This window comes from Kitasatospora sp. NPDC048194, assembly GCF_043202455.1.
GTDB lineage: Bacteria > Actinomycetota > Actinomycetes > Streptomycetales > Streptomycetaceae > Kitasatospora.
Genome location: NZ_JBIDAK010000015.1, coordinates 157581 through 178820, shown reverse-complemented (window position 1 = coordinate 178820; position 21240 = coordinate 157581). Strand labels below are relative to the sequence as shown.

Sequence of the window (21240 nt, the reverse complement as noted above, 5' to 3'; positions counted from 1 at the left end):
TAAGCCTCACAGCGCCGATGGTACTGCAGGGGGGACCCTGTGGGAGAGTAGGACGCCGCCGAACAATTCTTCTGAGAAGGCCCTGCCCGGGTTCCCGGGCGGGGCCTTTTCGCGTTTCCGGGGCACCGCGGGAATGGGACGCTCCCGCCGCCCGCGTCGGGCCGGGCATCGAGGACGGCGGCTGCGGGCGCGTAAAAAATCTTGGTCGAGGGATGTCGAGACGCCGTGGTCGGCTCCGTCCCAGGGGTGAACGCGGCCACAATGGGTCGCAACAGCACCGAGGGAGAAGCACGATGGCCAAGTACCTGCTGCTGAAGCACTATCGGGGCGCCCCGAGCCCGGTCAACTGCGTGCCGATGGACCAGTGGACGCCGGAGGAGGTCACGGCGCACGTGAAGTACATGCAGGACTTCGCGGCCCGGCTCGAGAAGACCGGTGAGTTCGTCGACGGCCAGGCGGTCGCGCCCGAGGGGACGTGGGTCCGGTACGACGGTGAGGGGCGTCCGCCGGTCACCGACGGTCCGTTCGCCGAGACCAAGGACCTCATCGCCGGCTGGATGGTGATCGACGTCGACAGCTACGAGCGCGCAGTCGAGCTGGCAGGGGAACTGTCGGCGGCCCCCGGGGCCGGGGGGAAGCCGATCCACGAGTGGCTGGAGCTGCGGCCGTTCCTGGCCCACCCGCCCACCATCACGGAGTGACCGTTCCGATGGACGAGGCCCTGATCCGGAGCCTCACCCCGGGCGTGCTCGGCGTCCTCGTCCGCCGCGGAGCAGACTTCGCGGCGGCCGAGGACGCCGTCCAGGAGGCGCTGATCGAGGCGCTGCGCGGTTGGCGAACCGATCCGCCGAGGGATCCCAAGGGCTGGCTGGTCACCGTCGCCTGGCGCAAGTTCCTCGACGCGACCAGGGCGGACAGCGCTCGCCGCCGTCGTGAGGACCTCCTGGACCAGGAGCCGGCGCCCGGGCCGGCGGCGGGAGTGGACGACACGCTCCAGCTCTACTTCCTGTGCGCCCACCCGTCGTTGACGCCGTCGTCCGCGGTCGCGCTGACCCTGCGGGCGATCGGCGGGTTGACCACCCGGCAGATCGCCCAGGCCTACCTCGTCCCCGAGGCGACCATGGCCCAGCGCATCAGCCGGGCCAAACGCACCGTCGCCGGCGTGCGGTTCGATCAGCCGGGCGACGTGGCCACCGTGCTGCGGGTGCTCTACCTGGTGTTCAACGAGGGCTACTCCGGGGACGTCGACCTCGCCGCCGAGGCGATCCGGCTGACCTGGCAGCTGGCGGCGGTGATCGACCACCCGGAAGTGGCGGGCCTGCTCGCCCTGATGCTGCTGCACCACGCCCGGCGGGCCGGGCGGATCGCACCGGACGGAAGCCTGGTGCCGCTCGCCGAGCAGGACCGCCGCCGGTGGGACACCGCGCTGATCGCCGAGGGCATCGCGATCCTTCAGGCGGCTCTGGCCCGCGACCGGTTGGGCGAGTTCCAGGCCCAGGCCGCCATCGCGGCGCTGCACGCCGACGCTCCCACCGCCGAGGAGACCGACTGGGTGCAGATCGTGGAGTGGTACGACGAACTCGTGCGGCTGACCGGCAGCCCGGTGGCCCGGCTCAACCGTGCCGTCGCGGTGGGGGAGGCCGACGGGGCGCGCGCCGGGCTGGCGGCGCTCGCGGAAGTGGACGGCGCGCTGCCCCGCTACACCGCGGTGTCGGCGTACCTCCACGAGCGAGACGGCGATCCGGTCACGGCGGCCCGACTGTACGCGGAGGCGGCGCACAAGGCGTCCAACCTGGCGGAGCGGGCCCACCTCACGCGACAGGCCGCCCGGTTGAACGCCCGCCGCGAGCCCTGACCCCGGAGGCTCTGACCAGGTCAGTCCTGACCCCGGCCAGCCCTGACCCGCGGGATCCGCTCACAATCGGCCGGCGGCCTTCAGCGCCAGGTAGGCGTCCGCCAGCGCCGGCGCGATCCGGCTCGGCGGGGCGTCCAGGACGGTGACGCCGTGGCGGGTGAGCCGGTCGGCGGTGGCGCGCCGGTCGGCGCGGGTCTGCTCGGCGGCGGCCGCGCCGTAGACGGCCTCGAGGGTGCCGCGTCCGGCGGCGAGGACGTCCAGGTGGGGGTCGGCGACCGAGGCGAGAACGACCTCGTGGCGCTTGGTGAGCAGCGGCAGCAGCGGGCGCAGGCCGTCCTCGACGGGGGCCGCGTCGAGACCCGTCAGCAGGACGATCAGCGACCTGCGCGGCGCCATCCGCAGGACCGTGGAGACGAGCGAGCGCATGTCGGTCTCGTGCAGGGCGGGCTCCAGACCGGCCATCGCGTTGGTGAAGGCGGGCAGGATCTCGTGGGGCGAGCTGCCGATCACGGCCGCCCGCTTGTGGGCGTCGTGGGCGAGCAGGTCGACGCGGTCTCCGGCGCGGGTGGCGAGGGCGGTGAGCAGCAGGGCGGCGTCGAGGGCGGCGTCCAGGCGGGGGGCGTCGCCGACACGGCCGGCCGAGGTGCGGCCGGTGTCGAGGACGACGAGGATGTGGCGGTCGCGTTCCGGGCGCCAGGTGCGGACCGCGACGGTGTTGCGGCGGGCGGTGGCGCGCCAGTCGATGGAGCGGACGTCGTCGCCGGGCAGGTACTCGCGCAGCGAGTCGAACTCGGTGCCCTGGCCACGGGTCAACACCGAGGTGCGGCCGTCGAGTTCGCGCAGGCGGGCGAGCCGGGAGGGCAGGTGCTTGCGGCTGGTGAACGGCGGCAGCGCACGGACCGTCCAGGGGACGTGGTGGGAGCCCTGCCGCCCGGCCAGGCCGAGCGGGCCGAGCGAGCGGACCGTCACCCGGTGGGCGTGGTGGTCGCCGCGGCGGCTCGGGGTGAGCACGGAGGCCGCCCGACGTCGTTCACCGGCGGGGACGGCGAGGGTGTGCCGGGACGCGGTCTCCGCGGTGCCCGGGCGCCACGCGGAGGGCGCCCAGGCGTCGCGGACCAGGGCCCGGAGCGGCCGCCCGGCGGGGTTGGTGACGGTCAGTTCGACGGTGGCGGACTCGCCGAGCCGGACGGTGGTGTCGCCGCCACGGGTGATGTGCAGGCTCCGGACGGGGGCGGCGAGCACCAGGTCGACCAGGACGGCGACCAGGACCGCGCCGGTGACGAGTCCGACTCCGGCCGAGGAGGGCAACAACAGGCCCACGACGAGCGCGCCGAGTGCGGCGAGCAGGGCGGTTCGCCCGGTGAGGGCCATGCGGATGCGCTCCTTCGGAAGCCCGTGGATGTGGATGCCCGTGGATGGGGTGCCCGCGGTCCGGACGCCGTGGTCCGGAAGCTCCTGACCTCTGCGGCCTGCGGCCTACTGACCAGCGGGTCCGCTGATCAGCTGACCCGCTGGTCAGCGGGGGGCGGGCGTCTGCGCCAGGACGGCCTGGATGACGGAGTCGGCGGTGACGCCCTCCATCTCCGCCTCGGCCCGCAGCGCGACCCGGTGCCGCAGGGTGGGCAGGGCGAGTGCCTTCACGTCGTCCGGGGTGACGTAGTCACGTCCGGCCAGCCACGCCCAGGCGCGCGAGGCTGCGAGCAGGGCGGTGGCGCCGCGCGGCGAGACGCCGATGGACAGCGACGGGGACTGCCGGGTGGCCCGGCAGAGGTCGACGATGTAGGCGAGGACCTCGGGGGAGACGGTCAGCCCGGCGATCTGCTCGCGGGCGGCCGCGAGGTGCTCGGGGCCGGCGACCGGCCGGACGCCGGCGGCGGCGAGGTCGCGGGGGTCGAAGCCGGCGGCGTGCCGGGAGAGGACCTGGAACTCCTGGTCGCGGTCGGGCAGCGGCAGGATCAGCTTGAGCAGGAAGCGGTCGAGCTGGGCCTCGGGCAGCGGGTAGGTGCCCTCGTACTCGACCGGGTTCTGGGTCGCGGCGACGAGGAACGGCACGGGCAGCGGCCGCGGTTCGCCGTCCACCGTGACCTGCCGCTCCTCCATGGCCTCGAGCAGGGCGGCCTGGGTCTTCGGCGGGGTGCGGTTGATCTCGTCGGCGAGCAGCAGGTTGGTGAAGACCGGGCCGGGCTGGAAGGAGAACTCGGCGGTGCGGGCGTCGTAGACCAGCGAACCGGTGACGTCGCCGGGCATCAGGTCGGGGGTGAACTGGATCCGCTTGGTCCCCAGGCTGAGCGCCGTGGACAGGGTGCGGACCAGCAGGGTCTTGGCGACGCCGGGGACGCCCTCGAGCAGCACGTGGCCGCCGCAGAGCAGGGCCACGACGAGGCCCGTCACGGCGGCGTCCTGGCCGACGACGGCCTTGCCGATCTCGGCACGCAGGGCGGTCAGGGCCGTGCGGGGGTCGGTGGCGGGGCTGGCGGGCGCCGTGCCGGGGGCGATGCGGAGCTGGGCGGTTGCCTGTTCGGTCACGGGTTCCGTACCTGCCTTTCGAGGGCGTCGAGATCGTCGGCGAGCCGCAGCAGGGCGGCGTCGTCGGTCGGGGGCGGGCCGTACAGCAGGGCCCGGACGTCCCCGGCGGGTCGTGCGGGGAGGCGGTCGGCCACGGCCGCGCAGAGGGCTTCGGGGTCGGGCGCGCCGGCCCGGAGGGGGACGCCCAGAGCGGGGGAGAGCCGGTGGGCGGCGGCGCGGCGCAGGGCCTCGGCGGCGCGGCCGCGGGCCTTGGCACGGCGGTAGAGGCGGGCGCGGCCCTCGGTGGTCTCGGCGGCGCGCACCACCACGGGCAGGTTCTCGCTGACCACCGGGCCGAGCCGGCGGGCGCGCCACAGCGCGGCCAGGACGGCGGCGATCGCGAGCTGGTAGAAGGCCCAGCGCCAGCCCTTGGGGATGTAGTCGTCGAAGCTCTTGGTGCGGGTGCCCTCGGCCGGCTGGGCGGAGTAGTCGGGCAGGTGCCAGGTGAGGCGGGGCTGCGAGCCGAGCAGGCCGAGTGCCAGCGAGGCGTTGCCGTCCTTGGCGAGTTCGCCGTTGTGCAGGAAGCTGCCGCTGCCGAGGACGATGACGTCGCCGTGCGCGGTCGGGGTGCTGACCAGCGGGTAGCCGTGGCCGTGCGGGTAGCAGCCCTCGCCGCGGCTGCCGCTGGTGTAGAGCATGCCGCCGGTCGTGGCGCTGCCGGCCCGGGAGGCCTCGGCGAGGGAGCAGGCCGCGGGGGTGCTGCGGACGGGGGCGTACGGGACGCCGCCGTCCTCGTCGGAGGTGCGGATGCCGGGAGCGAGCGCGGTGAGGGCGGCCGGGCCGGGCGCGATCAGGACCAGCCGCCTGTGGTGGGCGGCGGCGACGGCGCGCAGCTGGCCCGGGTCGAGCAGGTCGGGTTCGGGCAGCACCAGGGTGTCGGCGCCGCCGGGCGTGGCCGCGGGGTCGGTGGTGAGGTCGGTCCTCAGGCCCTGTTGTTCGAGCAGCGCGACCACGGCGTGGGCACCGTCGGAGTCGTAGGAGCGCGGGTCGGCCGGCGGGTACTGGTGGTCCCGGCCGAGGGCGGCGATGCAGACGGCGCCGATGAGCAGGGCGGCGAGGAAGGCCAGGTACCAGCGGGCGCGGCGGAGCAGGCCGCGGCCGCTGGGGGCGAGGCTGGTGGGCGCGGGGCCGGCCGGGGGCCGTTCGACGGCGGCCGGAGCGGGGGTGGTGCCGGTCATGCCGCTCCTCCCGTGGACGAAGGGCCGGTCGGCGAGCCGGTCCGAGCGGCGGCCTGGGCGCCGATCGGTGAGCCGGTCGGAGCCGTGGCCTGGCCGGGGACCGGGGCGAGCGCCGGGCGGGTGCGTTCCAGGGTGCGGTCGAGGTCCAGCAGCAGCTGGTAGGCGGCCTGGTCGGCGGTCCGGTCGCCGTAGGCGATGTCGTCAAAGGTGCGGGCGGCGGCGGTCAGCGCGGCCGCGTGCTCGGGCAGGGCGCGGCCGGCTTCGGCGGCGGCCTCGTCGGCGGTGCGGCCGGGGCGGCTGTCGAGCAGGGTGCGTTCCTCCAGGGAGCGGACGAGTGCGCGCATCTGCTCGCGGACGGCTTCGGCCCACCGCCCGGCGGCGGCGTGCCCGGCGGCGTCCGCCCGGTGCTGCGCGGCGCTGCGCGGGCCGCCGCCGCCGTACACGCCGAGCGTGCTGCGGGCGGAGCGCTTGGGCGCGCCGAGGCGCCACCAGAGGGCGGCCGCGATCAGCACGGCGACGATCAGGAACAGCACCACGCCGGTGGTGCCGTCGGTGCCGTCGCCGGAGAGGTTCTCCAGTGCGCCGTTGAGGTGGTCCCAGAACCAGTCGGCGATCCGCTGCAGGACCGTCGGGTCGTGCTTGTGGTAGTCGGCGTTCAGCAGCTCCTCGCGCGCGGCGTCGCGGGCCGGGTCACGCGGAACGGTGACCGGTGCGCCGGCGGCGAGGAGCCTGTCCCCCCAGATGGGCATCTAGGTCAGCGCCTCGCGGAGGTCTGGTCGGCTCCGCCGTCGGGGCCGGTGCCGTGCTGCTCGGGCGTGCCGGCGGCGCGGGAGAGCTCGATGTCCAGGGCCTCGCGGCGGATCCGCTGGTCGATGTAGACCAGCACGCCGACGGCGGCCGTGAACGGGGTGGTGAGCGCGGAGGCGATGATCCCGGCGATCGCGACCACGACCAGCATGCCGACGGACTGGTTGCCGTCGTCGAGGCGGTCCACGCTGCCGAAGCCGAGCACCAGGCCGATGAACCGGGCCGGGACGAGCAGGACCATCCCGATCACCAGGGACAGCAGCTTGCTCAGCAGCACGATGCCGAAGATCCGCCACCAGGAGCCGCGGACCAGCCGCCGCGAGCGGGACAGTGCCGTCCGCACGCCCTGCTTCTCCAGCATCAGCGCCGGAGCGGCCAGGCTGTAGCGGATCAGGAGCCAGACGGCGAGCGGGACGGTCAGCAGGCCGACGAACGCCAGCAGGGCTTCCGTCCCCGGCGTGCCCGAGCCGCCGGCCTGGTAGCCGAAGAGCGGGGCGAAGCCGAGCAGCAGCACGCCGGAGCTCATCAGGGTGGTCAGCACGGTGAGCCCGAGCAGCTGGAGCAGCCGGGGGCGGGCGTCGCGCCAGGCGTCCCCGGCGGTCACCGGCCGGCCGAGGACGGCCCGGCTGACCACCACGGTGAGCAGCGCGGTGGCGAGGGCGTTGAGCAGCAGCATGATCGGCAGCCGGGCCAGCAGGGTGAGCAGCTGGGTGGAGGCTCCGGTCCTGCCGTCGACCAGCAGCTCGGCGGCGATCGCACCGGCCTGGTCGATCACGGCGATGCCGAGGGAGAGGGTGAGGGCGGTGCGCCAGTGCCGACGGACGGTGGTGACGGCTCCGTCGAGCAGTTCGCCGACGGCGAGCGGGCGCAGCGGGATGACTCCGGGGCGAGGGCTGGTCACGGCGCCCCAGCCGTACGGGTTCCCTCCGCCGGGCGGCTGCCCGCCGTGGGGCGTCCGGCCGCCCCAGGCGGGCTGCCCGGGCGCGGCGTTCCAGCCGGGCTGTCCGGGCGCTGCGCTCCAGCCGGGGGTGGCCTGCGGTGGTGCCGACGGTCCGGGCACGGCGGCGGGCGCGTCGGCCGGGGGCCGGTCGCCGTCGCGGGGTGGCTCGGACGAGCTGGGCGAGGCCCAGCCCGGGGTGTCGGTCATCACTGCTCCTCGGAGGGGCGTCAGGGGCGCGGCTCCGGGGCGGATCTTCCGCCCGCGCGCGGTGCCCATCGTGCCATGGGGCCAGGACAGGCCCCAGGGGTATCCGGTTGCTGATCGGCATCGGGGCGTTCCGGGAGGTCGGGCGGCTGCTCCGGGACCGTTCCGAGGCGCCCCGGGCGAGGGTCATTCGTCCGGTTTGGCCGGAAAACGCCGGTGGCCGAGTTGGCCGTTGTGGAGCATTGGCACTGCTGTGCGGCAGGTCACAATCCGGTAATGAGAAGATGGACGCATGAAGGGACGCGTCCTCGTCGTTGATGACGACTCCGCACTGGCCGAGATGCTCGGCATCGTGTTGCGTGGTGAGGGTTTTGAGCCGTTTTTCGTCGCCGACGGGGACAAGGCGCTAGCCGCGTTCCGGGAGACCAAGCCCGACCTGGTGCTGCTCGACCTGATGCTGCCCGGCCGGGACGGCATCGACGTGTGCCGGCAGATCCGGGCGGAGTCCGGTGTGCCGATCGTCATGCTGACCGCGAAGACCGACACGGTCGACGTGGTGGTGGGCCTGGAGTCCGGCGCCGACGACTACGTCACCAAGCCGTTCAAGCCCAAGGAACTGGTGGCCCGGGTGCGGGCCCGGCTGCGCCGCGCCGAGGAGCCCACTCCCGAGCAGCTGACCATCGGCGACCTGGTGATCGACGTGGCCGGTCACTCGGTGAAGCGCGACGGCCGCAGCATCCCGCTGACCCCGCTGGAGTTCGACCTCCTGGTCGCGCTGGCCCGCAAGCCCTGGCAGGTGTTCACCCGCGAGGTGCTGCTGGAGCAGGTCTGGGGCTACCGCCACGCGGCGGACACCCGCCTGGTCAACGTGCACGTCCAGCGCCTGCGCTCCAAGATCGAGAAGGATCCGGAGCGCCCCGAGATCGTGGTGACCGTCCGCGGCGTCGGCTACAAGGCCGGACCCAGCTGACGTGACGGACCGGGCCGACGACACCCCGCCGGGTACCGCGACCGGCGGGGCGGGAGCCGTGCGCGGGGACGTGCTGAGTTCGACCACCCGCCGCCGTCGCGGCCCTTCCGGAGTCTTCGGCCTGATGAAGCGTCAGTTCCGCCGCCCCGCGCACCGGGTGGCCGCGCTGTACCGTCGCTCGATCCAGCTGCGCGTGGTCGCGGTGTCCCTGCTGGCCTCCATCGCGGTGGTCCTGGTGCTGGGCGTGGTCGTGGTGGCGCAGGTGCGCACCGGCCTGCTCGACACCAAGATCGACGCTGCCCGGGCGCAGGCCCGGATCGGCTTCCAGGTCGAGCAGAAGAAGATCGACGAGGCCCGCGACCTCAAGCTGCGCAACACCGCCGACCCGACCACCGAGGAGACCGGCACCTGGCTGCTGCGGCAGGTCAACGACCTGGCCGCGAGCGGGCAGACGGTCTACTCGGTGATCGCGATGGCCCCCGGCACCGGTGCCGTCGTCCCGGACACGGCCGGGTTCGCGCCGCGCTACTCGGGCGACATCCAGCCCAGCAGCGTCCCGGACACCCTGCGCGCCAAGCTCTTCGACGAACCCGGCCAGATGTTCGACCAGCCGACCCGGATCCACCGGTCGCCCGAGAGCGGCGGCAGGAGCGAGCCGGGCCTCGCCCTCGGCATGCAGTTCGTCGGTCCGGCCGGCACCAGCTACCAGCTGTTCTACGTGTTCTCCTTCGGCCAGGAGACCGACACCCTCAACCTGATCACCGGCACCCTGGCGACCGCCGGCGTGTTCGTGGTGATCCTCATGGGCGGCATCGCCTGGGTCGTGGTGCGCCAGGTCGTCACCCCGGTGCGGATGGCCGCCGGCATCTCCGAGCGGCTCGCCGACGGGCACCTGGAGGAGCGGATGAAGGTGACCGGGACGGACGACATCGCCCGCCTCGGCGAGTCCTTCAACCGGATGGCCAACGCCCTCCAGGCGCAGATCCGGCAGCTGGAGGAGCTGTCGAGGGTCCAGCGGCGCTTCGTCTCGGACGTCTCGCACGAGCTGCGCACCCCGCTGACCACCGTCCGGATGGCCGCCGACCTGATCTACGACAGCCGGGAGGACCTGGACCCGATGGCAGCCCGCTCGGCGGAGCTGCTCCAGGGCCAGCTGGACCGCTTCGAGTCGCTGCTGGCCGACCTGCTGGAGATCAGCCGCTTCGACGCGGGCGCCGCCATCCTGGACGCCGAGCCCGTCGACCTGCGGGAGATCGTCGGCCGGGTGGTGGAGGCCGCCGACCCGCTGGCCCAGGCCAAGGGCAGTGCGATCGTGATCCGCGGCGACGGCGAGCCGGTGGTGGCCGAGGTGGACTCCCGCCGGATCGAGCGCATCCTGCGCAACCTGGTGGTCAACGCGCTGGAGCACGGCGAGGGCCGGGACGTGGTGGTCCGGCTGGGCTCGGCCGACGGCGCGGTCGCCGTCGGCGTGCGCGACTACGGCATCGGCCTCAAGCCGGGCGAGGCCTCCCGGGTGTTCCACCGCTTCTGGCGGGCGGACCCGTCCCGGGTGCGCACCACCGGCGGCACCGGCCTCGGCCTGTCCATTGCGGTCGAGGACGCCCACCTGCACGGCGGCTGGCTCCAGGCCTGGGGCGAGCCCGGCGGCGGCTCGCACTTCCGGCTCACCCTGCCGCGCACCCGCGGCGGCGAGATCAGCCGGGCGCCGTTCCGGCTGGAGCCGGAGGACTCCCGCAACAACCGGGGCCTCGGGGCCTACGGCACGCCGTACCGGCGGGCCATCGCCCCGGCCGGTTCGACCGCGATGACCGCCGCCGAGGAGCAGGCCGAGGCGCCGGAGGGGACCGGCAGCGGACTGGGCAGCGGCCTCGGCGGGGTGCTGAACATCGGCCCCGGGCTGGGTCGGCGCGGACTGCCCGAGGGGCCCCGCTCGGACCCCTCGGACGTGTGGACCGCAGGGGCCGGCTACGGCGTCACCGGGGCCCAGGTCATGGTGGACCCGACGCCGGGACGGCCGTCGGTGGCACAGCGGACGGCGGAGCCGGACGTGACGGGTGGGACGGACCTGGAGGGGACGCAGCGTGCGAAGGACGAGCAGCAGGACTGAGCCGCGGCTCACGGCGGTGGCCGGCGCGGTGCTCGGCGCCCTCGTGGCGAGCGGCTGCGCGGCCATGCCGGACTCCGGCGGCATCACCAAGGTCGAGCTCTCCCAGGGTTCGGCCGACAAGAACCTGCAGGCCAGGGTGTACCCGGTGGCGCCCGGCAAGGGCGCCAAGCCGCGTGAGCTGCTGACCGGGTTCCTGGACGCGGTGACCGCCGACGAGGGGTACGACACCGCGCGCAAGTACCTCACCGACAGCGCCGCCGCGACCTGGAACCCGGAGGCGAGCATCCAGGTGCTCGCCAGCACGACCATCAAGGAACCCGGCCAGCCGGTCTCCGACGCCGACACCACGACCTCCGAGACGGTGACCGGGCAGATGGTCGCCACGGTCGACGCCAAGCACTCGTACCTGCCCGTCGCCGGCCCGAACAACAACGCCTCCTCCGACTTCACCTTCGTGCGGGAGAAGGACGGCGAGTGGCGGATCGACCGGCTGCCGCCCGGCGTGATCATGAACGAGACCAACTTCCGGAACAGCTTCCGGCAGGTCGAGCGCTTCTTCTACACCGCGCCGGACCCGTCCGCCGGCAAGGGCGGCCAGGAGGTGCTGGTCGCCGACCCGATCTACCTGCGCCGCCGGATAGACCCGCTGACCGCGGCCGCCAAGGCGCTGGTCGCCGGGCCCTCGGACTGGCTCTCGCCGGTGGTCCGGACGGCCTTCCCCGCCGGCGCCTCCGTGGACAGGGTCGGCATCGACGACGGCCGGACCGCCCACGTGCAGCTCGGCGCCGCGGACCTCGGCGAGCCGGCGGCCTGCCGCCGGATGGCCACCCAGCTCTTCTACACCCTCGCCGACCAGGGCAAGGGCCAGGTCGAGCGGCTGGAGCTGAGGGGCCAGCGCGGCTCCTGCACGGCCAGCCGCACCGACGTGCCGCCCACCGGGCCGGGCGCCCTGACCGCCCAGACGTCCGTCCAGTACTACCAGCGTTCCGACAACGGCGTCCTGATGGCGACGGACGACGGCCGCACCGGGGACCCGGTGCACGGCGTGCTCGGCAAGCCGCAGCCGAACCCGGCGGCCCAGCCGAGCGCCCTGGCGGTCAGCCGGGACGGCGCCTGGGCCGCCGCGGTCAGCGCGGACGGCCACCAGCTCTACTCGGTGGCCCTGTCGGACAGCACCGTGGCGATGCCCGAGCCGGTGCTCACCTCACCGGTGCGGGGCGGCGGCAAGGACGACGGCCTCGCCTCGCCGAGCTGGGACGGCCGCGGCGACCTGTGGGTGGTGGACCGCGACCCGCAGGGTCCGCGGGTGGTCATGGTGCGCGGCAACAAGTCGTACACCGTTCCGGTCGAGGGGCTGATCGGGCAGACCGTGCAGGCGCTGCGGATCTCCTCGGACGGCACCCGGGTCGCCCTGGTGGTCAAGTCCCCGGGCGTGGCGACCAGTTCGCTGGAGTTCGGCCTGGTGGTGCACGGCGGGACGCCGACGGCGCCGACCGTGAAGATCACCGGCCTGCGCCGGGCCGCACCCTCGCTCACCGACGTCGCCTCGGTGTCCTGGGCGGAGAGCGACCAGCTGCTGGTGCTCGGCAACGAGGCCGACCGCCCCAAGCAGCTGTACTACATCAGCACCGACGGCTCGCAGAGCACGGACAGTCAGCTGCAGGGCGGGCTCGGGATGCTGAGCGTCTCGGCCGCGGAGTCCCGGGGGGACAGCCTGGTGCCGGCGCCGCCGGTGCTGGCGGTGGCCGAGGGCAAGGTCTACCGGTTGGTCAACAACCAGTGGCGGGAGGCCCAGTTGCTGGACCGGGCCCGCTCCTTCTTCTACGCCGGCTGAGTTTCCACGGGTGGCGGGTGGCGGGTGGCGGGTGGCGGGTGGCGGGGTGGCGCCGGCTGACGCGGATTGACGCGGCACCCGGTGCGCCCCGGCGGGTCAGCCGCCCGGCTGCACCGCGGTGGCCGCGACGGTGGCGGCCGCCCGGGCCGGCAGGCCGGCGTCGGCCAGCGCCCTGGCGGCCTCGGCGAGGCTCGCCCCGGTGGTCACCAGGTCGTCCACCAGCACCGGCTGACGGCCGAACAGGCCGCGCCGGGCGCGCGGCAGGACGGTGAGCGCGCCGTGCAGGTTGCGCCGCCGCTCGGCCGCGTTCAGCCCGGTCTGGTCGGCGACCGGGCGGGCGTGCCGCAGCAGCGGCGCGGCCCGGGCGTCCAGGCCGGCCCGGCGCAGGGAGCGGGCGGCGGCCCCGGCCAGCCGCAGCGTCGGATCGTGACCGCGGGCGCGGACCGCCGCGCGGGTCGAGGGCATCGGGACGAGCAGCAGCGGCGCCGCCCCGGCCCGGTTGCCCAGTGCGGAGCGCACCGCCCGTCCGAGCGCCTCGCCGAGCGGGCCGGCCAGCCGCAGCGCGCCGCGTTCCTTGTGGGCGAGCAGCAACTGCCGGACGGGATCGGTGTAGGGGGCGGCGGCATGGGCCCACGGCAGCAGCGTGGGGCCGGGGCGGGCGTCGGCCAGCGTCTGCCGGCAGGCCGGGCAGAGCTGGGTGCGTTCGGTGCCGCAGCCCGCGCAGTCGGCGGGGAGCAGGACGTCCAGCAGTCCCGACAGGACGTGGGCGAAGGACGTCCGCGTGGACTGGGGACGGACCGGGGACGGGGACGGCGGCACGGCTGCTCCTGGCGGCGGCAGGCACGGAGAGTCAGCATAGGATGCGCCGTATGGGGCACGTTGTCCAGGTATTTACCGCTACTTCACCCCCAGGAGGGTAGACAGGGTGCAGCAGTTGACCGCCTGCTCGCAGTATCGGCTCCTACCCGTCTTCTCGCCTGGGGAGGCGAAAACCCTCTGTGAGGTGTTCGATGAAGGCTCCAGGGGGTTTCAACCGTCCCTGATGGGGAGGAAGTGAGATGAGGGCCAGACGTTCCCACCGCTGGCGGCGGGGGCGGGGGCCGGCAGTGGATGGGCTGGTCCAGCTGGAACTCAGCCCGGTCCGGTAGCACCCGGATCGGCGTCAGTACGAGGGATCGGAGTTCTGCGTGGACATCGTCGTCAAGGGCCGCAAGACCGAGGTGCCCAAGAGGTTCCGCGAGCACGTGGCCGAGAAGCTGGAGAAGGTCCAGAAGTTCGACGGCAAGGTGATCAGCCTCGACGTCGAGGTGTCCAAGGAGCACAACCCGCGGCAGGCCGACCGGTCCGACCGCGTGGAGATCACTCTCCGTAGCCGTGGCCCGGTCATCCGGGCCGAAGCCGCCGCCGCGGACCCGTACGCGGCGCTCGACCTGGCCTCGGCGAAGCTCGACGCCCAGCTGCGCAAGTCCGCGGACCGGCGTCGGGTGCACAAGGGCGGCGCGAACGGCCGCACCCCCATCAGTGTCGCCGAGGCGACCGCGGCCCTGGCCGCGCTGCCGTCGACGGCCGCGACGGAGGGCGAGGCCGACGGAGCCGTCCGCAAGACCAAGATGGGATCCCTGGAAGTGGAGGGCGAAGGCCCGCTGGTGGTCCGGGAGAAGACGCACTCGGCCGCCCCCATGGCGCTGGACCAGGCGCTCTACGAGATGGAGCTGGTCGGCCACGACTTCTACCTCTTCGTGGAGAAGGACAGCGGTCTGCCGAGCGTCGTGTACCGCAGGCACGGTTACCACTACGGTGTCATCCACGTGCAGCCCGACATGACGGCCGGCGTGGCCAGTGGCGCGGGTGGCGCGATCGGTCGGTCCGACGACGAGGACTGACCGTCCGAGCGCGTGACGCAGTGGTGACCCCGGCGGCATCGGCCGCCGGGGTCACGGGCGTTTCACGGCCGACCGGGCCATCCGGCGAACGGCTGCCGAGGCGGGGCCGGTGGGCGGACGCCCGGCCGGGACGGGTTCGAACAGTGCTCGGACACCCCCGCGCCGAGGGGTCACCCGTTGCGGGCGAATCGGCGGCGGAGGGTGACCGCCGCGGCGGTGGAGCGTGGAATGATTGGCGCACGACGACCCGCGAAGGGGGAGGAGCGGATGGGGGATCACTTCGGGCTGGGGCCCGCAGGGGGGCCGGGCGCCGGACTGCCGCAGGGCCCGGAGGACGAGCCCGCGTACGCGCCGCACCGGGGTGAGCCGATCCGCGTGCTGGTGGTGGACGACCACGCGCTGTTCCGCCGGGGGCTGGAGATCGTGCTCGCGGAGGAGCCGGACATCAAGGTCGTCGGCGAGGCCGGGGACGGCGCCGAGGCGGTGCTGAAGGCCGCCGACCTGCTGCCCGACATCATCCTCATGGACGTCCGGATGCCGCGCCGCAGCGGGATCGAGGCCTGCACGGCGATCAAGGACGTGGCGCCCAGCACCAAGATCATCATGCTGACGATAAGCGACGAGGAGGCCGACCTCTACGAGGCGATCAAGGCGGGCGCCACCGGCTACCTGCTCAAGGAGATCTCCACCGACGAGGTCGCCACCGCGATCCGCGCCGTCGCCGACGGGCAGTCGCAGATCAGCCCGTCGATGGCCTCCAAGCTGCTCACCGAGTTCAAGTCGATGATCCAGCGCCGCTCCGACGACCGGGACCTGGTGCCCGCACCCCGGCTCACCGACCGGGAGTTGGAGGTGCTCAAGCTGGTGGCGACCGGGATGAACAACCGGGAGATCGCCAAGGAGCTGTTCATCAGCGAGAACACCGTGAAGAACCACGTGCGCAACATCCTGGAGAAGCTCCAACTGCACTCCAGGATGGAGGCCGTGGTGTACGCGATGCGGGAGAAGATCCTCGAGATAGGGTGAGCCGGCCGGCGGCCCGCGGGGCGGCGGCGACCGCCGCTACGCGGCGAGCAGCTTCTCCAGGGCCGGGCGCAGCCGCTCGTCGTGCAGCGCCTCGACCCGCACCGCGTCGCAGCCGACCCAGCCGGCGGCCTCGCGCAGCGCGGTGGCCAGCGCCCCGAGGTGCCGGGCGCCGGACCCCCGCTCGCCGGACAGCGAGACCTGGCGCGCGACCAGGGTGCGCCCCTCCCGCGCCGGGTCGACCCGGCCGACCAGTCGGCCCCCGGCCAGCAGCGGCATCGCGAAGTAGCCGTGCACCCGCTTGTGCCGGGGCGTGTAGGCCTCCAGCCGGTGCGTCATGCCGAAGATCCGCTCGGTGCGGGCGCGGTCCCAGATCAGCGAGTCGAACGGCGAGAGCAGCGTGGTGCGGTGGCGCCCGCGCGGGGCCGCGGCCAGCGCGGCCGGGTCCGCCCAGGCGGCGGCCGGGCCGCCGTCCGGGCCCCAGCCGGCCACCTCGACCGGGACCAGCCCGCTGTCCGCGAGCACCGGGTCCAAGTCCTCGCCGCGCAGCCGGTGGTAGTCCAGCAGGTCGGCCCGGGTGGCCACGCCGAGCGCGGCGCCGGCCTGGGTGGTCAGGGTGCGCACGCACTCGCGGTCGGACCGGTCCTGGCCGAACAGGGCGTCGGGGACGGCCTGTTCGGCCAGTGCGTAGACCCGCTTCCAGCTCCGGCGCTCGGTACAGACCACGTCGCCGAAGGCGAGCGCCCGTTCGACCGCGATCTTGGTGTCGGACCAGTCCCACCACTCGGCGGTCCGCTTCGCCCCGCCGAGCTCGGTGGAGGTCAACGGCCCCTCGGCGCGCAGCTTGTCGAGCACGGCGCGGTACGTCTCGGGCGTCACCTGGTGGCCCCAGAGGTGGCCGCGGTCGCGGTAGCGGCGGCGCCGAAAGGCGAACAGCGGCCACTCCTCGATCGGCAGGATGCAGGCCGCGTGCGACCAGTACTCGAAGCTCGTGCCCGCGCCCCAGTACGCCGCCTCGACGGCCGGGCGGCCGACCGCGCCGAGCCGGGCGTACGGCACCAGCTCGTGCGAGCGGGCGAGGACCGAGATGGTGTCCAGCTGGACGGCGCCCAGGTGCCTCAGCACCCCGCGCACCCCGGCCCGGCGGTCCGGTGCGCCCAGCAGGCCCTGGGCGCGCAGGGCGATCCGGCGGGCGTCGTCGGCGCTCAGGACGGCGACGGGAGCGGGGGAGGGGGCTGCGGCGGTCATGTCGGCGAGCGTAGTCCGGGGCACTGACATCGGGCCCGGGCCGCCGGGGCCCGGTGCCCGTGCCCGGAAGCCGCGGGCGCCCACCCCGGCCGGGGCCCGCCTCCGGGGCAGGACCCGGCGGGTTCAGTCCAGGTCGGACGGGAGCAGCGAGGCGACCCAGGAGTCGCGGAAGACGCCGCGCTGGTCCGCGTAGGAGCGCAGGGTGCCCTCGTACCGGTAGCCGACCCGCTCGGCCACCGCGCGCGAGCCGTCGTTGCCGACGTAGGCGAGCCACTGGAGCCGGCGCAGGCCGAGGTCGGTGAGCGCCCACCGGGCGACCGCGCGGGCCGCCTCGACGGTGTAACCGCGGCCGCGCTGCTCCGAGGCCGTCCACCAGCCGACCGAGGCGGTGTTCGGATCGGCGGCGAAGCGGACCACCGCCTGGGTGCCGACCAGCCGCCCGGTGCCGCGCTCGACCACGCACCAGACGAACTCGCTGCCGTCGGCCAGCCCCTCCGGGGCGAGGGTGCGGACGAAGTACTCCGCGTCCTCCCGCCGGTAGGGGACCGGCACGACCGTCCAGCGCTGGATCTCCTCGTCCTGGCAGGCCGCGAAGATCGCGTCGACGTCCGACTCCCGCGGGGCCCGTAGCACCAGGCGGTCGGTGATGAGCTCGGGCAGTTCTCGGCGGCGTTCTTCCATGGGCGGATTATTTCGCCGAATGAGGAATGCGGACATCCGAATGTGCGGCCAACTCCCGGCCGCCTCGACCGTTTTGTCCCGGTGGACGGTGCTATCGGGCCATGTGCTCGGGCGGGTGACACGGGAATACGGTGCTGACGCACCTCCCGGCGCATTGGACTCCTCGCATACGATGGCCCGTGCGGTGGGGTGGACCCGCCGTGCAGTCGTCCAGTGCCAATACAGGCAAGGAGCCCGCTCAAGTGTCCGTCTTCGACAAGATCCTGCGCGCCGGCGAAGGCAAGATCCTTCGCAAGCTGCAGCGGATTGCTGCCCAGGTCAACTCCATCGAAGAGGACTTCGTCAACCTCACCGACGCCGAGCTGCGCGCGCTGACCGACGAGTACAAGCAGCGGCTCGCCGACGGCGAGACCCTGGACGACATCCTCCCCGAGGCGTTCGCCACCGTCCGCGAGGCCGCCAAGCGCGTGCTCGGCCAGCGGCACTACGACGTCCAGCTCATGGGCGGCGCGGCCCTGCACTTCGGCTACGTCGCCGAGATGCGCACCGGTGAGGGCAAGACCCTCGTCGGCACCCTGCCCGCGTACCTGAACGCGCTGACCGGCAAGGGCGTCCACCTGATCACCGTCAACGACTACCTCGCCGAGCGCGACTCGGAGTGGATGGGCCGGGTGCACCGCTTCCTCGGCCTCGAAGTCGGCGTGATCCTGGCCAACATGACGCCCGCCGAGCGCAAGCAGCAGTACTCGATGGACATCACGTACGGCACGAACAACGAGTTCGGCTTCGACTACCTGCGCGACAACATGGCCTGGTCGAAGGACGAACTCGTCCAGCGCGGCCACAACTTCGCGATCGTCGACGAGGTCGACTCGATCCTCATCGACGAGGCCCGCACCCCGCTGATCATCTCCGGCCCGGCCGACCAGGCGACCAAGTGGTACGCCGACTTCGCCAAGCTGGTGCTGCGCCTGAAGATCGACCGCGACTACGAGGTCGACGAGAAGAAGCGCACCGTCGGCATCCTGGAGGAGGGCGTCACCCGGGTCGAGGACTACCTCGGCATCGACAACCTCTACGAGTCGGTGAACACCCCGCTGGTCGGCTTCCTGAACAACGCCATCAAGGCCAAGGAGCTGTACAAGAAGGACAAGGACTACGTCGTCATGAACGGCGAAGTCATGATCGTCGACGAGCACACCGGCCGCATCCTGGCCGGCCGCCGCTACAACGAGGGCATGCACCAGGCGATCGAGGCCAAGGAGGGGGTGGAGGTCCAGAACGAGAACCAGACCCTGGCCACCATCACCCTGCAGAACTTCTTCCGCCTGTACGACAAGCTCGCCGGCATGACCGGTACCGGCACCACCGAGGCCGCCGAGTTCCACCAGATCTACAAGCTCGGCGTCGTGCCGATCCCGACCAACAAGCCGCCGCTGCGCATCGACCAGCCCGACATGATCTACAAGTCGGAGCCGGCCAAGTTCGCCGCCGTGGTCGAGGACATCGCCAAGAAGCACGAGAAGGGCCAGCCGGTGCTGGTCGGCACCGTGTCGGTCGAGAAGTCCGAGTACCTGTCGCAGGAGCTGCGCAAGCGCGGCATCCCGCACGAGGTGCTGAACGCCAAGCACCACGAGCGCGAGGCGCAGATCGTCGCGCAGGCCGGCCGCAAGGGCGCCGTCACCGTCGCCACCAACATGGCCGGTCGTGGTACCGACATCATGCTGGGCGGCAACGCCGACCACCTGGCCGCCGCCGAGCTGGCGCAGCGCGGCATCACCCCGACGGACACGCCGGAGGAGTACGAGGCCGCGTTCCCGGCCGCGCTGGAGAAGGCCAAGGCCGCGGTCAAGGCCGAGCAGGAGGAGGTCAAGGAGGCCGGCGGCCTCTACGTCCTCGGCACCGAGCGGCACGAGTCCCGCCGGATCGACAACCAGCTGCGCGGCCGCTCCGGCCGCCAGGGCGACCCGGGCGAGTCCCGCTTCTACCTGTCGCTGGGCGACGACCTGATGCGCCTGTTCAAGGCCGGCATGGTCGAGCGCGTGCTCTCGATGGCCAACGTGCCCGAGGACGTGCCGATCGAGTCCAAGATGGTCACCCGCGCGATCGCCTCCGCGCAGACCCAGGTCGAGCAGCAGAACTTCGAGATCCGCAAGAACGTCCTCAAGTACGACGAGGTGCTCAACCGCCAGCGCGAGGTCATCTACGGCGAGCGCCGCCGCGTGCTGGAGGGCGAGGACCTGCAGGAGCAGGTCGGCCACTTCATGGACGACACCGTCGAGGCCTACGTCAAGGCGGCCACCGGCGAGGGCTTCGAGGACGACTGGGACCTGGAGAAGCTCTGGTCCGCGCTCAAGCAGCTGTACCCGATCACCCTGGACCTGGAGGAGCTGGAGGAGGAGGCCGGCGGCAGCGCCGGGCTGACCCCCGAGTTCCTGACCAAGGTCATCCAGGAGGACATCCAGGCGCAGTACGGCGCCCGCGAGGACCAGCTCGGCTCCGAGATCATGCGCGAGCTGGAGCGCCGGGTCGTCCTGTCGGTGCTGGACCGCCGCTGGCGCGAGCACCTGTACGAGATGGACTACCTCCAGGAGGGCATCGGCCTGCGGGCCATGGCGCAGCGCGACCCGCTGGTCGAGTACCAGCGCGAGGGCTTCGACATGTTCACCGCGATGATGGAGGGCATCAAGGAGGAGTCCGTCGGCTACCTGTTCAACCTGGAGGTCCAGGTCGAGCAGCAGGTCGAGGAGGTGCCGGTCGAGGACGCCCAGGTGGTGCTCGACAAGCTGGAGAAGGACGCCGCCCGCCCGGAGATCAAGGCCAAGGGCCTGGAGGCCCCGAAGCCGCAGCGGCTGCACTACACGGCCCCCTCGGACGAGATCGGCGGCGGTGTGATCGAGGGCGACTTCGAGGACCTGGCGCCGGAGGACGAGGGCGACGGGCTGACCCGCGCCGAGCGCCGCAAGGCCGCCAAGTCCGCCAAGGGCCGCCGCCGCAAGGTCTGAGCCCGCTCCGCCAGGACGCCGTCCCGGGCGCCGCACCCGCACGGGGGCGGCGCCCTGCGCCGTTCCCGGGCACCGTGCGCTCGCCGGTACGGCCGTCGCCGCTGCCACGGCCGTCACCGCTGCACCGCTCACCTCCGCCACCGCCGTCGCCACCGTCATCGGGCCTCCACGGCGGTGCACTGCCACTGCCCGGCCGGGCCGCGCTGCTCCAGCCGGAAGGCGACCATGTGGTGCCGCCGTCCGAGGTCGACCCGGACGCAGGCCTCGACCGCGTCGGGCGAGGGCGACCGGTCGTGCACCGGGCCCAGCCGGGGACGGTCGGCGGGGCCGCCGCGGCGCAGCGCCCCGGCCCGGACCAGCGAGGCGAGCTGCCCGTAGCCGTCCAGACTGGTGTGCCGCATCAGCTGGCCGGACGGGCGGGCCCCGGTGAGCACCTCCACCAGCTGGTGGGCGAAGCGGGCGGCGAGCGCCCGGGGGTCGTGCTCGGGCGGGACGGCGGCGCCGGGGCAGGTGGCTCGCGGTCGGCGGGGCCGTCGCCCGGCCGGGTCGCAGCCGCCGGAGGCGCGGACCGGGCGGTGCGGCCGGGCAGCGTGGTGGCCGGTGGGGCGGGCGGTCGAGCGGGCGCTGAGGTGGGCGGTCATGCGGAGCTCCCGGTGAGGTGGTACGGGTACGGACGGGTCCAGGCTGGCGCCGCCGGGCGCGGAGCGGCAACGCGTTTGCGGGCGCTCGGAACCGGGCGCGGAGTTCACCTCTCCGGGGGAATTGACCAATGCGGCAGCGGGCTCGGCGACCCCTCCGGCGGCGCACGGGTTGACGCTCGCGGGTGCACCGTGCGGTCCGAAAGGGGACGCCCCGGTCGGCGGACCGGGTGGTGGCCCCGCCCGGACCCTCCCGTTGCGCCGTACGGCCGTCCGCGCGCACCATCGGAGCCGGACCCGTT

Annotated in this window: 17 protein-coding genes; 8 read left to right on the top strand and 9 right to left on the bottom strand. The window is 73.7% G+C overall.

The genetic code is table 11. The features are described 5' to 3' along the window. Positions 1-293: 293 nt before the first annotated feature. Together ACGF07_RS20210 and ACGF07_RS20205 are read left to right on the top strand one after the other, a co-directional pair. A complete protein-coding gene (locus tag ACGF07_RS20210) occupies positions 294-701 on the top strand; it encodes a YciI family protein (protein ID WP_392900633.1) in 408 nt (135 codons plus the stop codon). An 8-nt stretch (positions 702-709) separates the two neighbouring features. Next, the gene (locus ACGF07_RS20205; protein WP_392900652.1) at positions 710-1855 is read left to right on the top strand and encodes an RNA polymerase sigma factor; all 1146 of its coding nucleotides are present in this window, start codon (positions 710-712) and stop codon (positions 1853-1855) included. A 60-nt stretch (positions 1856-1915) separates the two neighbouring features. Here the strand turns inward: ACGF07_RS20205 and ACGF07_RS20200 are convergent, their stop codons facing one another. The 5 genes from ACGF07_RS20200 to ACGF07_RS20180 form a co-directional block, all read right to left on the bottom strand. Beyond that, a complete protein-coding gene (locus tag ACGF07_RS20200; RefSeq protein ID WP_392900629.1) occupies positions 1916-3226 on the bottom strand; it encodes a DUF58 domain-containing protein in 1311 nt (436 codons plus the stop codon). A gap of 144 nt (positions 3227-3370) precedes the next feature. Next, positions 3371-4351: a MoxR family ATPase gene (locus ACGF07_RS20195; RefSeq protein ID WP_350746060.1), complete on the bottom strand. Its 981-nt coding sequence runs from the start codon at positions 4349-4351 to the stop codon at positions 3371-3373. A gap of 26 nt (positions 4352-4377) precedes the next feature. Beyond that, on the bottom strand, positions 4378-5598 hold the full coding sequence (locus ACGF07_RS20190) for a DUF4350 domain-containing protein (RefSeq protein WP_392900626.1): 1221 nt from the start codon (positions 5596-5598) through the stop codon (positions 4378-4380). Beyond that, on the bottom strand, positions 5595-6347 hold the full coding sequence (locus ACGF07_RS20185; protein ID WP_392900623.1) for a DUF4129 domain-containing protein: 753 nt from the start codon (positions 6345-6347) through the stop codon (positions 5595-5597). Before ACGF07_RS20185 ends, ACGF07_RS20190 begins: the two co-directional genes overlap by 4 nt. Positions 6348-6352: 5 nt before the next feature. After that, positions 6353-7552, bottom strand: a complete 1200-nt coding sequence (locus tag ACGF07_RS20180; protein WP_392900621.1) for a glycerophosphoryl diester phosphodiesterase membrane domain-containing protein — start codon at positions 7550-7552, stop codon at positions 6353-6355. Between the two features lie 289 nt (positions 7553-7841). Between ACGF07_RS20180 and mtrA the strand changes: the two genes are divergently transcribed. The 3 genes from mtrA (at position 7842) to ACGF07_RS20165 (ending at position 12460) form a co-directional block, all read left to right on the top strand. Next, on the top strand, positions 7842-8519 hold the full coding sequence (gene mtrA, locus ACGF07_RS20175) for an MtrAB system response regulator MtrA (RefSeq protein WP_350746044.1): 678 nt from the start codon (positions 7842-7844) through the stop codon (positions 8517-8519). Between the two features lie 124 nt (positions 8520-8643). After that, positions 8644-10626, top strand: coding sequence for an MtrAB system histidine kinase MtrB (gene mtrB / locus ACGF07_RS20170; RefSeq protein ID WP_350746041.1), 1983 nt, complete (start codon positions 8644-8646; stop codon positions 10624-10626). After that, positions 10601-12460: an LpqB family beta-propeller domain-containing protein gene (locus tag ACGF07_RS20165; protein ID WP_392900618.1), complete on the top strand. Its 1860-nt coding sequence runs from the start codon at positions 10601-10603 to the stop codon at positions 12458-12460. Before mtrB ends, ACGF07_RS20165 begins: the two co-directional genes overlap by 26 nt. A 96-nt stretch (positions 12461-12556) precedes the next feature. Here the strand turns inward: ACGF07_RS20165 and ACGF07_RS20160 are convergent, their stop codons facing one another. After that, on the bottom strand, positions 12557-13279 hold the full coding sequence (locus ACGF07_RS20160) for a ComF family protein (RefSeq protein WP_392900615.1): 723 nt from the start codon (positions 13277-13279) through the stop codon (positions 12557-12559). Positions 13280-13647: 368 nt separating this feature from the next. Here ACGF07_RS20160 and hpf point away from each other — a divergent pair, with 368 nt between their 5' ends. Together hpf and ACGF07_RS20150 are read left to right on the top strand one after the other, a co-directional pair. Beyond that, complete coding sequence (gene hpf / locus ACGF07_RS20155) at positions 13648-14343, top strand: ribosome hibernation-promoting factor, HPF/YfiA family (protein ID WP_392900612.1); 696 nt, start codon at positions 13648-13650, stop codon at positions 14341-14343. 267 nt (positions 14344-14610) lie between these two features. Beyond that, positions 14611-15369 (top strand): response regulator transcription factor, encoded by a 759-nt coding sequence (locus tag ACGF07_RS20150; protein WP_350741126.1) that lies wholly within the window; start codon positions 14611-14613, stop codon positions 15367-15369. 36 nt (positions 15370-15405) lie between these two features. On the opposite strand, the gene ACGF07_RS20145 is transcribed toward ACGF07_RS20150, so the two are convergent. After that, positions 15406-16614 (bottom strand): winged helix-turn-helix domain-containing protein, encoded by a 1209-nt coding sequence (locus ACGF07_RS20145; RefSeq protein WP_392900609.1) that lies wholly within the window; start codon positions 16612-16614, stop codon positions 15406-15408. Positions 16615-16737: 123 nt separating this feature from the next. After that, complete coding sequence (locus ACGF07_RS20140; protein ID WP_392900606.1) at positions 16738-17295, bottom strand: GNAT family N-acetyltransferase; 558 nt, start codon at positions 17293-17295, stop codon at positions 16738-16740. A gap of 242 nt (positions 17296-17537) precedes the next feature. Between ACGF07_RS20140 and secA the strand changes: the two genes are divergently transcribed. Next, positions 17538-20300, top strand: a complete 2763-nt coding sequence (gene secA, locus ACGF07_RS20135) for a preprotein translocase subunit SecA (RefSeq protein ID WP_350741120.1) — start codon at positions 17538-17540, stop codon at positions 20298-20300. 155 nt (positions 20301-20455) lie between these two features. Here secA and ACGF07_RS20130 read toward each other — a convergent pair whose 3' ends face one another. Further along, complete coding sequence (locus tag ACGF07_RS20130; protein WP_392900603.1) at positions 20456-20941, bottom strand: Rv3235 family protein; 486 nt, start codon at positions 20939-20941, stop codon at positions 20456-20458. Between the last annotated feature and the right edge of the window lie 299 nt (positions 20942-21240).